Source organism: Pseudomonas aestuarii (assembly GCF_027988105.1).
In the GTDB taxonomy this organism is placed as follows: Bacteria; Pseudomonadota; Gammaproteobacteria; order Pseudomonadales; family Pseudomonadaceae; genus Aquipseudomonas; species Aquipseudomonas aestuarii.
Genome location: NZ_JAQJZJ010000002.1, coordinates 43,290 through 56,738, shown reverse-complemented (window position 1 = coordinate 56,738; position 13,449 = coordinate 43,290). Strand labels below are relative to the sequence as shown.

Here is a 13,449-nt window from a genome sequence, read left to right as displayed (position 1 = left end):
GGCACGCAGATGTGCCGCGAGCGAGAGATTCGGCAAAGGTGGAGAAGGGGTCAAAGACCGTATGGGCGGTAATTATGTGAGAGTACGCAACAGTTCCGACCATGGAATGGAACAGAGGATAACTGCAGGGCAGGGCGTAGCGAGTATGCCCATCCTGTAAACAATTTAGTGGTGGAGCACTGCCGGAAATACCCATCTGGCATTTAGCCGCAAGGGACGAACGGCAGGATCCGCCCGTGGCTGTGTAAAAACGCAGACATCGTATTGAAGTCTGCGTTGCTACGTAAAATCTGCCAGAGTTTGGATGGTCAGTAGACCTGAACTTTGCGTAGGAACACGATTCTGATTGCGGTTCTGAATGTCAAACTTGCTCTAAAGCGTTTTCACACAGCCTGGATCCATTGCTGTCTGTTTGGACGGGTAGAAAACGGCCCGAGGCCGCCGGTCTGCTCTATAAATAAAGCCCCCCTTTTTTGTCCGATATTCAAACGCAGTCCGGCCGTGATCTTGATCCGGTGCTGAAATAAAAATGTCATCTCAAGCCTCCTTGCTTTCCTGGTTCTGAAACGCGTCACTGAAAGCCGCCGCTAATATGCCGGTTGGCATGGCGACCAACCCAATACCAGCAACCGCAGTGATACCGGCGAAAAAGCGGCCGACAGCGCTTATCGGAGTGACGTCTCCGTAGCCAACCGTTGTCAGCGTGGCGACACTCCACCACAAGGCTCTCGGGATGCTGCCAAATGCTTCCGGTTGCTCAGCAGCTTCAAGCACGTAGAGGAAGGTGCTGGAGACCAGAAGCAGCATCAAAGCGGCCATGCCACTCAGCATCAACTCGTAACGGCGCTTGGCGATGGCTTGCCACAGAAGCGTCCAGGCTTTTGTGAAGCGCCCAAGCTTCGACACTCTGAGAATTCGCAGCAGTCTGGCCAGGCGCAAGTAGAAGGCGGTGCCGTCGAATACAGTCAGCAGCAAAGGTAGTAGAGCAATGAGATCAATGATCGACCAGACGCTGAAAATGTATTTGAGCCGACCATATTTTCCCGAGAACAGGGGATTCATCGGAGCGATGTAGACCCTCAAACAATACTCGATCAGAAAAATCCCAAACAGCAACCACTCTGCTGCACGAAACATCTGATGGTAGGTTTCGGCTACAGGCTGCTCGGTTTCCAATACCGCCAGCAGCACCGCGCCGATAATCAGTAGGCAGATGAAGCGGTTGAAACGTGATATGCCATTGCTTCTGGCAGTTGCATCGACCTCAAGAAAAAGACGTTCCCTGATATTCATCGTGATGCTTCCCTATGTTAGCTATATGCATGGCAAAGGCTTCTGACGGAATTTTTCTCAAATGCCCCGGCCACTCGAAGTGATTCTTTCGATGGATCATGGTGCGATTCCGTGCTCTCTTGGCTTATCAGCAATGATGGCATTACGAGGTCACCCATGAAACGTTTGGCTATTGGTTTTACTCTGCTGTTTGCTATCAACTTCCCTTCGCTGGCGGTCAGCTCCTCTAGCCATGGTATGTCACAAGACGGAACGGAGATTGTCGAGCACGGAGGCGGATGCCGCAAAAGCTCACGGCCAGGGCAGTGTTGTCATATGGATAACAAGGCCGGGAGTGTTCACTGTCATTGAGACTGAAGCCCAGCACCGCCGGCCAGTAGTCGGACCACCTATACAGGGTCGGAAGCTGCCGGTCGTGACGTGAATAACCGGAACCGACCCAATATCAGCCAATCACCTCTCAAATAGAGTTGGGTGCCTCGGTAATCCCCCCATTTTTAGCACTCGCCAAAAGTAGAGGTCAGGCCGCGCGGGCCAACTTCTGTTTGGGGGTGATGCCTCCCAGGGCCATGTTTGGCCGTTCGTGATTGTATGTCCACATCCAGCGAGTTGCATGTTCCTGCACCTCGGTGATCGACTCGAACAAATAGTGCCCCAGCCAGTCGTAACGCACCGTGCGGTTGTAGCGCTCGACGTAGGCGTTCTGCTGTGGATTTCCTGGCTGGATGTACTCCAGGCGAACGCCGTGCTTTTCCGCCCACAGCACCAGCTTACTGCTGATGTACTCCGGGCCGTTGTCACTACGGATGGTCTGTGGTTTGCCGCGCCACTCGATCACTTGATCCAGCGCACGCACGACGCGCTCCGCGGGCAGTGACAGATCGATGTCCATGGCCAGGGCTTCGCGGTTGAAGTCGTCGATCAGGTTGAACAGACGGAAGCTGCGGCCATCGGCCAACTGATCGTGCATGAAGTCCATCGACCAGCAATGATTGATCGCCTCCGGCACCGCCAGCGGCTCGGGTTTCTCCCGCACGATGCGTTTACGCGGTTTGATCCGCATGTTCAGCTCCAACTCCCGATAGATCCGGTACACCCGTTTGTGATTCCAGCGGTAGCCTTTCACGTTGCGCAGATACAGGAAGCACAGGCCGAATCCCCAGTTACGCTGGTTGTGCGTAAGCCGGATCAGGTGATCGGCAATCTCGGCATTTTCCGAGGACAACCGTCGCCGGTAGTGATAGCAGGTGATGCTGACCCCGAAGGCCAGGCACGCCTGCTTGATACTGACCCGGCCAGAATGAACGGCCTGTTGCGCCATCTCTCGCCGTTGAGATGGCTTCACCACTTTTTTGCCATGGCTTCCTGGATGATCTCGGCCTTCAGGCGCTCTTCGGCGTACATCTTCTTGAGACGGCGGTTTTCTTCCTCCAACTCACGTAGCCGGGCCATCAATGAAGCGTCCATGCCGCCGAACTTGGCGCGCCACTTGTAGAAGGTCGCCGAGCTGATGCCATGCTCGCGGCACAGCTCCGGGACTGGGCTGCCGGCCTCCGCTTGCTTGAGAATGGCGATGATTTGGCTGTCCGAAAAACGCGATGTCTTCACGCAAAATTTCCTTGATCCAATTAGGAGAAAATTCTACTTCTGACGAGCACTGATTTCAGGGGGGATTACCCCTCCACGTGCGAGCGGGGCGAGCAACGTTCAGGCCATGAACTCAAGAGTGGTTGCAGGTGGCCTGAACACAATGCGAAAGCTCCGCGGAGCACTATGGGCCACGATTAATTTCGCTTCTGCTTGATCATTCAAGCCAAAACTGTGGTCCCTTATTGTCTTGTCTTACCTGCGGTGCAAACACCGCATGCAGTCGACTGGGTGAGGGCTATGTGCCGACATGCCCAGAGGAGCCGCTATATCGGCAACGGGCAGGCCTTGTTCGGTCACTTGCTTGACTGCTTCGATCTTGAATTCGTCGGGGTGATGCAGGTTGCACATGGCACCGCCTAGTGGGCCTCACTATGAGGCTTGAAGGTCTCTAGGGAACCGAGGGCTATTCAGTGCTTGTTGAGCGCCTCAAAAATGGCTCACATTGAGGGCTCCAAACGACTTGGTACCAGAGCGCGAACTGAAACCGCAGGCAAAAGTGTTTCACGAGGCAGTATCCCTAGGATCAAAGAGATTGGCTGATCGGCTCAAATTGCAGATACTGACAATAAGCCAGTATGGACTTAGAGGGGCAGTCAGATCTGATGGCACGGAAGCGAAGAAACAAATCTGAAATTTCCGGGGCGGCTATCCTGGGAGTTTTGTTCTTGGGAGCGATTGCCTCCATCCCCAAAGAAGCCTGGATTGCTCTTGCTGGAGTCGGGGTTATCGGCTTTGGTGTATGGCTGATCGTAAAGGCCAACAGCAACTCGACCAGACCCCCTCCCCCTGTGACGCATCAACAGCACCGCCCTCCATCTTCGAAAAATCGGTCTAGAGCGGTAGCGGCTGATCCGAATCGTGGCCTAGTGTTCTCTCTGGACGAGGTCGAAATCCAAGATCAGGCCCATACAGGCAACACTCGGGAGCTGGCACCTGCTGCGGAGGAGAAAGTCAGGCGGCGAGCGGACTCAGAATTTTTCACGGTCAGCCTCGAGGTCTCGACGCCATCTGCATATCGCCTGCCGAGTGCGCCGGCGACACTGATGGATGAAAATGTCAGATGGATTCCGGCCGGTGAATTCGTAGAGGTAGCCGGAGAAAAGATTCCTGGCGGCATGATCTATGTGGGAACAGGGCGAGCTGATCGTTATGCTGCACCCGAGCCATCTTTGATCAACCCCAAACTCAAGGTTGCGCGTGGTGTTATCGACATCGCCGAGAGGCTGACTGGCTACTGGGCCAGTTACGACTCGATTTCACCCGAGGCGCGTCGCGCCTACTTGCAATGGCTGTCCAGTGGGCGGAAAGCACCTCATGCCAATATCGGCTACGTATTCCTGTTCTTCTACGGCCTTGAGCGGCGTGTATTCGTTGATGCGAAGAGCGACCCCAGTGTCTCTTCCGAAATCCCCGGCATTGAGTCGGAAGTCGAGCGCCTTCTCGCCATTTATGGAGTGAGCGGTTCATTCAGCAACTACGCCGGTCGGTTTCTCGCGTTTCTGCGCATGGGTGAGACCCCGCCGAGACGTTATTTGGCACCGCCTCCGGACAATCAGGCCTACGGTTATGAAATGCCCATGGAATTGCGTATTGGTCTTGGACAACTAGCTACCGACAAGCAGCGTGTGCCCGCCGAATGGGCCTTGTCCTGGGCGCTGGCGGATCACAATATTGGCAGGCGAACGCCAGTGAGCCGTTGCCAAGACGCCTTCGCCGCGTTGTTCAAGATCAAGTATGGGCAGCTTCATGGCGACGGCATGGTTCTGCCGCAGAACAAGACCAGGTTGAAGTTGCAGTACAACACCGCGTCGGCTGCCTTGCCGGTTCAAGCGCTCGAGGGGTTGGGTGATATTCCCGACGTAACAGCGACTTCAGCACCCCGCAAAAAGCTGCAGCAGATAGTCGACGAATGCACGGCGGAGCTGGAGCCCTACAGCCGATATCTCGGTCGTAATCCCGATACCCCCGATGCTTTGGAAGGCTTGCTGCAGCTTCCCATCATGCTGTGGCCGGTGGCTTCGCGTGCTGAGTTGGATGCGCTGAAGCAGCGCATAGGCGACGGCATGGTAGTCATGAGTTTCGGCGAATTGGCGGGGCGACTGAAAAGTGCCGGAGCCCTTTCGCGGGACAAGGTGATCGCACTGGCGCGGGCGTTGGAATCATTGCATATCGGCATTGAGCCGGATGTATTAGCCGGCAGCAAAACACCTAAGGCGGAAGATACCGTAGCGCTGTTTGCCACCCAGATCGAAGACGGGGATCTAAGAGCATCTCCCGCTTACAATGCCGCCTCGGTCACCTTGGATCTAGCCTGTGCCGTTGCGGCGGCGGATGGCGACACATCTCCAGAAGAGATCATGCTGCTGTCCCGTCACGTCGATTCCTGGAGCCACTTGAGTGGGGCGCATCGCAAGCGCCTGAAGGCCCATCTCCGTCTAAAACTCAACCAGCCGCCGACCTTGCAAAGCCTGAAGAAAAAGCTGGAACCGCTGACCAGTTCGGCGAAGCAATCTGTGGCGGCGTTCCTTGCCCATCTAGCTCAAGCGGATGGGGAGGTGAGCCCTGCGGAAGTGAAGTTGCTTGAGCGTGTCTACAAAGTTCTTCAACTGGACTCTCAGCTCCTATACAGCGACCTCCATGTGGCAGCTAGTGGCGCGTCGACGAGCACTGCTCCTACGGTTGCGTCGATATCACCGTCCTCCGCATCGTCAGCGTCGATGACTGGCTTCACGCTGGATCATGAACGGATTGCCCAACTACAACGTGAAACCGAGCAGGTGTCGGCGTTGCTGGCCCAAGTTTTCGTGGATGAGCAAATCGTCGAGCCTGAGGAGCCCGATAACAGTGGCACTTCGGATGACACCAGCAGCATCTGTGGGCTGGATGCTGATCTCTCGGCCTTCCTTCGCTTGCTTGTCTCTCGGATGGAATGGTCACGTGAGGAGTTGGAAGCGGTGGCCAGCGATATGGATCTCATGCTCGATGGCGCGCTTGAGCACATTAACGACATGGCCTTCGAGCATTTCGATATGCCTATTACCGAAGGTGAAGATCCCCTCGAGATTAATCCTGACATCATGGGAAAATTACCGTTATGAGCAGCATCAGAGCTAAAGATCGCGATGCGGTTATTCAGTCCCTTCGTGCGGGAGTCGTTCCGCGGGCAGGTCAACACCTGATCCAGGTGGGTAGGGTTGGTGAGCTGGAAGCGCTCATTCGTGATGTCGAGCGCTTGACCGAGAGCGGCTCAGCGTTTCGAGTCGTAATTGGTGAGTACGGCGCGGGAAAGACCTTTTTCCTGAATCTTGTGCGCTCCATTGCGATGGAGCGCAAGCTCGTGACCATGCATGCGGATCTGAATCCCGATCGCCGGCTCCATGCCTCTGGTGGCCAGGCTCGCTCGCTTTATGCTGAGCTGGCGAAAAACATGTCAACGCGTACCAAGCCTGATGGCGGAGCCTTGCAGGGCATTGTCGAAAGGTTCATATCCCAAGCCAAGAGCGAGGCCAAGGCGTCCGGTAAGGGCAGCGAGGCTGTGATACGAGAGCAATTGGGCCAATTGACCGAGATGGTCAACGGCTATGATTTCGCTGATGTGATCGCGGCCTATTGCAAGGGCTTCGAGGAGGGCAACGAACAGCTCAAGGCCGATGCCATCCGCTGGCTGAGAGGTGAGTTCACCACAAGAACCGACGCGCGCGCTGCCTTGGGTGTACGCACAATCATCGACGATGCTTCCGTCTATGATCAGCTCAAGCTCCTGGCTCGGTTTGTCCGCTTGGCGGGCTTTGAGGGGTTGATGGTTTGCCTGGATGAGCTGGTCAATCTCTACAAGCTAGCCAATACCCAGGCGCGTAACGCCAACTACGAACAGATCCTGCGCATTCTCAACGACTCTTTGCAGGGTTCTGCCGAAGGCCTTGGATTTGTGCTCGGAGGCACCCCCGAATTCCTGATGGATACCCGCCGCGGCTTGTACAGCTATCCGGCTTTGCAGTCGCGTCTGGCGGAAAACAGTTTCGCCAAGTCTGGGTTGGTGGATCTGTCAGGGCCAGTCATCCGCCTAGCGAGCCTGACACCCGAGGACTTCTATGTGCTTCTTCAGAAGCTGCGTCATGTCTACGCCTCGGGCGACAGTGCACGCTACCTCCTCCCTGATGAGGCGCTGCCTTTGTTCATGGCGCATTGCAACCAACGGTTGGGGGATGCCTATTTCCGTACACCCCGCACCACGATCACGGCATTCATCAACTTGCTGGCCGTGCTGGAGCAGAACCCGGGCGCGGACTGGAGACATTTGTTGGGGGCTGTGGAGCTGAGCCCGGATAGAGGTGGTGAAGCCGACATTCAAGTAGATGCTGAAGATGAGCTCGCAACCTTCCAGCTCTGAGTCGGAGGCCTTCAGCCTTCTTGACTCCCGGATTCAGCGCTGGATATGGATGGAAGGCTGGACCTCTCTACGAGATGCCCAAGAGCGGGCCATCCCCGCGCTGCTCAATGCTGATCAGGATGTCATCATCGCCGCGGCGACGGCGGCGGGGAAAACCGAGGCCGCGTTCCTGCCCATTCTGACGAACCTGCTGAAGCAGCAGGAACCGCCAGGGTCAGTGCTTTACATCAGTCCGCTCAAGGCACTGATCAATGACCAGTGGGAGCGATTGAGCAAGCTATGCGACGAACTCGAGATTCCCGTCGTTGCCTGGCACGGCGATATCTCGTCGAGCCGCAAGCACCGCTTTCTAAAATCCCCTGAAGGCGTGCTGTTGATCACCCCGGAGTCTCTTGAAGCGCTGTTCGTGAACAGGGGGACGAGTCTGCCCGGGATTTTCGCGAACCTGCGCTACCTCGTGATTGATGAGTTGCATGCTTTTATCGGCAGTGAGCGAGGCAAGCAACTGCAGTCCTTGATGCATCGGGTCGAACAGGTAATCGGACGTCCTCTTCCGAGAGTAGGTTTATCAGCGACACTGGGCGACATGATGCTGGCTGCTACCTTCTTGCGCTCAGCTTCCCCGAGCACGGTGACGGTGATCGAATCGAAAGGGTCGGGGCAAATTCTGAAAGTTCAGATCAGAGGCTTTCAGGAACCAGAGAAAGGCACACCCCAGCAGCCCGAAGACAACTCAGCCTCCGATCACGCAATTTCCGAGCACCTCTTCCAGGTGCTGCGTGGAAGCAACAACTTGGTGTTCCCTAACAGTAGGACTCAGGTCGAATGGTTTGCCGATCAGCTACGGCGTCGCTGCGAGCAAGACGGTGTACCTAATGAGTTCTGGCCACATCATGGCAGCCTGTCGAAAGATATCAGGGAGGATACCGAGCGGGCCCTTAAAGCGGGGGACCGACCGGCGACTGCGGTCTGTACCACTACGCTGGAACTGGGCATCGATATTGGCAGCATCAAAACGGTTGTACAGATAGGGCCGCCGCCTTCAGTTGCCAGTTTGCGCCAGCGTCTTGGCCGTTCTGGGCGTCGCCCAGGAGAGGCAGCTATTATCCGCGGATACTGCAAGGAGCGTCGATTGACGGATGACTCTCCAATATCGGATCGCCTGCGCCAAGGCTTGGTACAAAGCATCGCGATGATCCGGCTACTGATGAGGGGATGGTTTGAACCGCCAAGAGCGCAGGGGCTGCATTTGTCGACCTTGGTGCAACAATGCCTCTCGATGATTGCGCAGCAAGGTGGTGCCACTGCGGCTGAGTTGTGGGGAACGTTAGTACGCAACGGCCCTTTCTTGGCTGTCGAGCAGGGCAGCTTTCTGAATCTCCTGCGTGCTTTGGGTGAGCGAGATCTGATCATTCAGGAACCGGCCGGGCTTCTACTGCCAGGTGAGTTGGGCGAGCGGCTGATCAACCACTATGACTTCTACAGTGCATTCACAAGCAATGAAGAATTCCGAGTTGTTTGCGATGGAAGACCCCTTGGGGCCCTGCCTATCTCGCGACCACTGTGTGCGGAACAGCGCATCATCTTCGCCGGGCGTCGTTGGCAGGTGATTAACGTTGATACGGAAGGCAAGGTGATTGTCGTCAAGCCCGCCCCAGGAGGAGCTCCCCCGGCTTTTGACGGTCTGGCTGCTCGAGTTCACGACAATGTTCGGCAAGAGATGAAAACCGTACTGCAGGAAGAGGAGGCTTATCCCTACCTCGATCCAGTGGCACAAAGTTTACTGGCGGAGGCGCGGCAAAGCTTTGCTGATCTTAAGTTGGGTCATCAGAGCTTTATTGAGAGCGGAGGAAGAACCTGTCTTTTCACCTGGCAGGGCGATTGGACCAACGATGCCTTGGCCGTCCTTCTCGAGTACGTCGGCTTGCCCACTGAAAACTCAGGACTGGTCATTGAGGTGCAGGGTGGAGGGGCGTTGCTTGAAAGCACTCTTCGAGAGGTTGCAGCTTTGAAGGAGCTTAAGGCGAGCACTGTCCTTCACAACGTTCAGAATATGATCAGGGAGAAGTGGGACTGGGCGCTGCCTCCTGAGCTTCTTATGGAGTCGTTCGCCACGATGTATCTCGATCTGGAGAAAGCACAGCAAACCGCAGCTCATCTGATTGGACTTGAGACCCCTGCTTCTCTTTCGTGATGTCATGTATTGCTAGATTGAAGACAGCGTTCTACCGGGATTGGCTGCTTCTGGCCGAGGCTGTGTAAAAACGAAACCTCTGGACGTTTTAGGGGGTACTTGACCCCTTACCCAATAGGCGATCTTGGCGTATACGGGATTACAGGAGGTCGATTTTTGGTCGAATCGATCTCACTGTACGTTTTACACAGCCTGGGCCGATTTCTGCCGGTTGTGATCGTGATCGGCAGTTCGTGACGGGAGGCCGCGTCCTACCTAATAGTCGAGTTCATCCTCAGAACTGGGAATTATTCGGCTATCAACGTTGTAATCCGGTTGACGCTGATGATCTGTCCGCTCCAGATCATCTCAAAATGAGCAGCCTGGATGATTGACGCAACAATCCTCGGTGTCATCAGCGCCCAACAAATGTTGCCTGGGGAGCGGACCGAGTTGTAGCGCAGGCCCGTGCATGTCGCGCGCTTCGTTTCGCCTCCCAATTGATGAGAAAGCGTGTAATCGTCAGGTGCATATATGGGGGCCGACAGCGGCACTAGTGTTGCGTCTCTCATCCCAGCATCAGTGAAGCTGCAGGCCAGCCCTCTGAAGACAAAGCGCTCGTAATTGAGGCCTGGCACGTTCGACCAGTAGCGCTCTTGGTGATGGCGCACCTCTGCAATCGCGGTGTCCATCTTGTCGGCCAGGTAGAGCACGCCAAAGCTGCCATTGCTAAAGCGTGAGCCTGCCGGGTTCACATGGGTGAAGGGCGCCGTGGCGTAAGAGCATCCAGGAATACCGAACGGGATCTGGTTGCGAGGAATCAGCTCCAACCGGCCAAGTTCGTTCTGCAGTCTTGGGTTCGTCATTGCCTGAAGCTGATAAATGGCTTCGAAGTCTGCTGCGTCAGCGACATCATCGAACAAGGCAATGGGCGGAAATTTGGAGTTGACCAAGCGGTAGGCTTGCAGGCTCTCGCCTTCCAAGGCAGGAAGACTGCTTAGCATTACCACTGGGCGCCCCGCAGCGCGTCGATCCGTCGGAATGTCTCGTACAGCGAGATCATGTCGCCCTGCGCCATGATGTCTAGCGGCGCGCGCCCGTTGAAGAATTCGTTGCGATTCTCCATCGAGGGGAAGCCATAGACGTTTTCGGGGTTGTCGAACACCAGGCGCAGTGCCGCATGGATATTCAGCACGAGGCTGATGCGCTGCATCTGATCAAAGTCCAGGCCTACCGCCCACTCCGAATCACGTTGCTTGGCTCGGGTATAGGTGCTGCGCGAAATACGCAAGATTTGGCAGGCCTGTTCGGAGGAGGCCTTCCACTTGTCCAGGATGTTCAGCGCTGTACGCAGGCCGGCTGCACATTGGCTTTTCGAAAAGTCTTGAGCTTGGAATGCTGCCGTCATGGGTAGCTCCTCGAGATTATCTACAGAGCAAAATATAGCATATTTGCATCTACAGATAAAAATAACCGCTTGGCCGATGCCTTAGCTAGCGTCCTTCTTCAGTGCCAGAGTGGAAGATCTTGACGGGACGTGGAGTGTAAGGCGTGCCCTTGCCCATGAAGCGTTTCCGCTGCGCCTCGGTCACGGCATTGCATTGGGCGTTACCCAGTTTGTCCCAGTTGTCTCTGCACTGGAGTCGCAACTCTTCCAGTCTTTCGGGATTCTCGGCAAGCGTTTCGGCCGACTCGAAGGGCATTGGCTTCTCGCACGCAGTCAGCAGCAACGTAGCCACCAGTAGCAATGGAGTCCTGTTCATCAGGCGATATCCTCTCGTTGGGTTTGGGTGGGTAACAAGGCTTGGTCTTCGGCAGGGCGTATTCTGTCGATGAACCTGCCTAGCTGTTCAGAAGGTTCCGCCTCGCGATGTATCAGGTAAGTGGTCAGCATCGCGGGGCTGCCTGCCAATTGGCGGGCCACTACGTCGGGGTTGTTGAGTTCAGTAATTCGAGCAAGGCTGGAGAAGCCCAGGCCGTAGCCAGCTGCTACCAGCGCCATCATCAGATCCAGCGTTGGCACGCGGTCGGCAATAGTCAGCCTTGCCTCCACGGTGCTTAGCACTCGCTGTAGTTGCTGCCAGAAGCCCTCGCAGACCTGCGGATCACACAGCACCAAAGGGTAGCGGACGACCTCTTCGAGTGGGATGCGTCGATGGGTCAGAAGAGGGTGGCGGGCAGGCACCGCAACTACCAGTGGATCGACCCAGATCGGCTCTGCCACTAGCCCCTGGTTAACGTCGTCAGATTGGGCAAAGCCTATATCGAACAGGTCATCGTTGAGCCCTCTGACCTGCTCGGTGAAGGTGACCTCAGACAGGCAGATCTCGACTTCTGGTTCCTGCTCGCGGCACTGGGCGAGCAGGGCGGCCAGGCGTGTCTGCGGTATGCCGTCGGATAGCGCGACACGTAAGCGTCCGCGGTATCCGGCTGCGGCGCTCTTGACGCTGGCCTTGGCTTGGTCGACGACGGCGAACACCCGCCGGGCCTCTTCCAACAACACCTGACCAGCCCAGGTCAGTCGTGTGCGACGCGTCGTACGTTCGAACAGCTGGACACCCAGGCGGTACTCCAATTCCTTGATGATCCGGGAGAGGGGCGACTGCTCGATGTGCAGGCGCGCGGCCGCACGCGCGAAGTGCAGTTCCTCTGCAACGGCGATGAAACAGCGAAGATGGCGCAGTTCCACGGCCTTTCCTCCATGTGTTGAGTCAGTTGTAGGGTTTGGCTTGGACACTACCGGCCCAGCTTGGCTGGCGCCGCAGGTTGATGATCTGCAGCAGGACGCCCAACGCGGCCACGCCGCCGGCACTGGCGGCCAAGGTCCAGATGGGTATCTGCAACAGCAGCACGAAGCCACCCGCCGCGGCGCCGATGGCGCTGCCCAGGTAGAGCGCCGACTCGTTCAGTGCGATGGCTAGGTTGCCATCGCCTTGGGCCTGGCGGGCCAGGATTAACTCATTGTTCTGCGGCACCTGCAGGGCCCAGCCAACAGCGCCCCAGAGAACGATAGGCAGCATGACCAGCCAGGTGCTGAGGGTAGCTGTCAGCGGAAGCGCGAACAGCGATACGGCGAGGATCAGCATGATGGCGAAGGTCAGGGTCGGGCCCTTGATACGGTCCACCAGTGGGCCGATCAGAAAACTGCCCAGCACGCCGCCGATGCCCCACACCCAGAGGTAGGGTGTTACCGAGCGCACCGCGCCGTAGGCCGGATCCGCCAGCAGCGGCGCGATGAAGGTATACATACCTAGACTGGCGATGGCCGCGAGCAGAGATACCAGCAAGATGACCAGTACATGGCCGTCACCCAGGATCGCCAGCTTCTGCCTCAGAGAGGTAGCCGTCGCAGCGGGCAGAGCTGGAAGTTTCAGCAGCAAGCCGAAGAACGCCACCAGGCCGAGTAGGGTGACCAGCCACAGGGCGGACTGCCAGCCCATCTGTTCGGCGACGAGCAGGCTGAGTGGCACGCCCAGCACCACGCCACTGGCCATGCCACCCATGATGATGGCGATGGCTTTGCCTCGGCGTTCCGGCGTGGACACCGCCGCCGAGGCACCGATGCCCATGGCCAGGTAGACGCCGGCACCGATGCCGGCGATGGCTCGCCAAATCATCAGCAAGGTGAAGTCCTCAGCCAGCGCGCTGGCGGCGTTGGCGATGACGAACAGGCCCAGAGCCAGCAGCAGGCCGGTGCGCTGACGATGCGCTGGGGTCAGGGCGACGAAGATCGGGGAGCCCAGGCCGTAGGCCAGGGTGAAGGCGGTGACCAACTGGGCGGCGACCGCCACGGACACTGAGAACCACGCCTCGATCATCGGGATCAATCCGGCGGTGACATAGGAGGCCATGCCAAGGGCAAAGGCCCCCAGCGCTATCAGGTAGATCGGGGATTGGTTGTGTGTGTGCATGCTCAGGCTCGCTTGCGCTCTAGTGGAGGCGC

At 57.0% G+C, this 13,449-nt stretch carries 11 protein-coding genes and 1 pseudogene; 3 read left to right on the top strand and 9 right to left on the bottom strand.

All coding sequences use genetic code 11. The features are described from left to right. Nucleotides 1–383 precede the first annotated feature (383 nt). The 4 genes and pseudogenes from PH586_RS04125 to PH586_RS04110 form a co-directional block, all read right to left on the bottom strand. Nucleotides 384–536 (bottom strand): hypothetical protein, encoded by a 153-nt coding sequence (locus PH586_RS04125; protein WP_271346513.1) that lies wholly within the window; start codon nt 534–536, stop codon nt 384–386. 1 nt (nt 537) lies between these two features. Then, the gene (locus PH586_RS04120) at nt 538–1,293 is read right to left on the bottom strand and encodes a potassium channel family protein (protein ID WP_271346512.1); all 756 of its coding nucleotides are present in this window, start codon (nt 1,291–1,293) and stop codon (nt 538–540) included. A gap of 520 nt (nt 1,294–1,813) precedes the next feature. Next, a protein-coding gene (locus PH586_RS04115) for an IS3 family transposase (protein WP_271346511.1) occupies nt 1,814–2,901 on the bottom strand; the annotation gives its coding sequence in 2 pieces (ribosomal slippage) (nt 1,814–2,649 and nt 2,649–2,901; 1,089 coding nt in all). 276 nt (nt 2,902–3,177) lie between these two features. Continuing rightward, nucleotides 3,178–3,291: pseudogene (locus PH586_RS04110) on the bottom strand (transposase); the annotation flags it as partial. Nucleotides 3,292–3,545: 254 nt separating this feature from the next. On the opposite strand from PH586_RS04110, the gene PH586_RS04105 reads away from it, so the two are divergent. From PH586_RS04105 to PH586_RS04095, 3 genes are read left to right on the top strand one after another with little or no spacing between them, the layout of a single operon-like run. Then, nucleotides 3,546–6,041 carry a tellurite resistance TerB family protein gene (locus tag PH586_RS04105; protein ID WP_271346510.1) on the top strand — a complete coding sequence of 832 codons (2,496 nt, stop codon included), beginning with the start codon at nt 3,546–3,548 and terminating at the stop codon, nt 6,039–6,041. Then, a complete protein-coding gene (locus PH586_RS04100) occupies nt 6,038–7,333 on the top strand; it encodes an ATP-binding protein (RefSeq protein ID WP_271346509.1) in 1,296 nt (431 codons plus the stop codon). The genes PH586_RS04105 and PH586_RS04100 overlap by 4 nt, the downstream gene beginning before the upstream one ends. Continuing rightward, nucleotides 7,308–9,527, top strand: coding sequence for a DEAD/DEAH box helicase (locus tag PH586_RS04095; RefSeq protein ID WP_271346508.1), 2,220 nt, complete (start codon nt 7,308–7,310; stop codon nt 9,525–9,527). Before PH586_RS04100 ends, PH586_RS04095 begins: the two co-directional genes overlap by 26 nt. Nucleotides 9,528–9,814: 287 nt before the next feature. Here the strand turns inward: PH586_RS04095 and PH586_RS04090 are convergent, their stop codons facing one another. From PH586_RS04090 to PH586_RS04070, 5 genes are all read right to left on the bottom strand, one after another. Further along, the gene (locus PH586_RS04090; RefSeq protein ID WP_271346507.1) at nt 9,815–10,510 is read right to left on the bottom strand and encodes an RES family NAD+ phosphorylase; all 696 of its coding nucleotides are present in this window, start codon (nt 10,508–10,510) and stop codon (nt 9,815–9,817) included. Then, entirely contained in the window at nt 10,510–10,914 is a 405-nt protein-coding gene (locus PH586_RS04085; RefSeq protein WP_271346505.1) for an antitoxin Xre-like helix-turn-helix domain-containing protein, read from the bottom strand. Before PH586_RS04085 ends, PH586_RS04090 begins: the two co-directional genes overlap by 1 nt. 85 nt (nt 10,915–10,999) lie before the next feature. Continuing rightward, the gene (locus PH586_RS04080; RefSeq protein ID WP_408636759.1) at nt 11,000–11,269 is read right to left on the bottom strand and encodes an EexN family lipoprotein; all 270 of its coding nucleotides are present in this window, start codon (nt 11,267–11,269) and stop codon (nt 11,000–11,002) included. Further along, a complete protein-coding gene (locus PH586_RS04075; protein WP_271346504.1) occupies nt 11,269–12,195 on the bottom strand; it encodes a LysR family transcriptional regulator in 927 nt (308 codons plus the stop codon). The genes PH586_RS04080 and PH586_RS04075 overlap by 1 nt, the downstream gene beginning before the upstream one ends. A 22-nt stretch (nt 12,196–12,217) precedes the next feature. Continuing rightward, nucleotides 12,218–13,417 carry an MFS transporter gene (locus PH586_RS04070; protein ID WP_271346503.1) on the bottom strand — a complete coding sequence of 400 codons (1,200 nt, stop codon included), beginning with the start codon at nt 13,415–13,417 and terminating at the stop codon, nt 12,218–12,220. Nucleotides 13,418–13,449: the final 32 nt, after the last annotated feature.

Bases quoted from the DNA above. Each gene is read 5' to 3' on its own strand.
- PH586_RS04125 (WP_271346513.1), bottom strand. From the start codon at position 536: ATGACATTTTTATTTCAGCACCGGATCAAGATCACGGCCGGACTGCGT.
- PH586_RS04120 (WP_271346512.1), bottom strand. From the start codon at position 1,293: ATGAATATCAGGGAACGTCTTTTTCTTGAGGTCGATGCAACTGCCAGA.
- PH586_RS04105 (WP_271346510.1), top strand. From the start codon at position 3,546: ATGGCACGGAAGCGAAGAAACAAATCTGAAATTTCCGGGGCGGCTATC.
- PH586_RS04100 (WP_271346509.1), top strand. From the start codon at position 6,038: ATGAGCAGCATCAGAGCTAAAGATCGCGATGCGGTTATTCAGTCCCTT.
- PH586_RS04095 (WP_271346508.1), top strand. From the start codon at position 7,308: ATGAGCTCGCAACCTTCCAGCTCTGAGTCGGAGGCCTTCAGCCTTCTT.
- PH586_RS04090 (WP_271346507.1), bottom strand. From the start codon at position 10,510: ATGCTAAGCAGTCTTCCTGCCTTGGAAGGCGAGAGCCTGCAAGCCTAC.
- PH586_RS04085 (WP_271346505.1), bottom strand. From the start codon at position 10,914: ATGACGGCAGCATTCCAAGCTCAAGACTTTTCGAAAAGCCAATGTGCA.
- PH586_RS04080 (WP_408636759.1), bottom strand. From the start codon at position 11,269: ATGAACAGGACTCCATTGCTACTGGTGGCTACGTTGCTGCTGACTGCG.
- PH586_RS04070 (WP_271346503.1), bottom strand. From the start codon at position 13,417: ATGCACACACACAACCAATCCCCGATCTACCTGATAGCGCTGGGGGCC.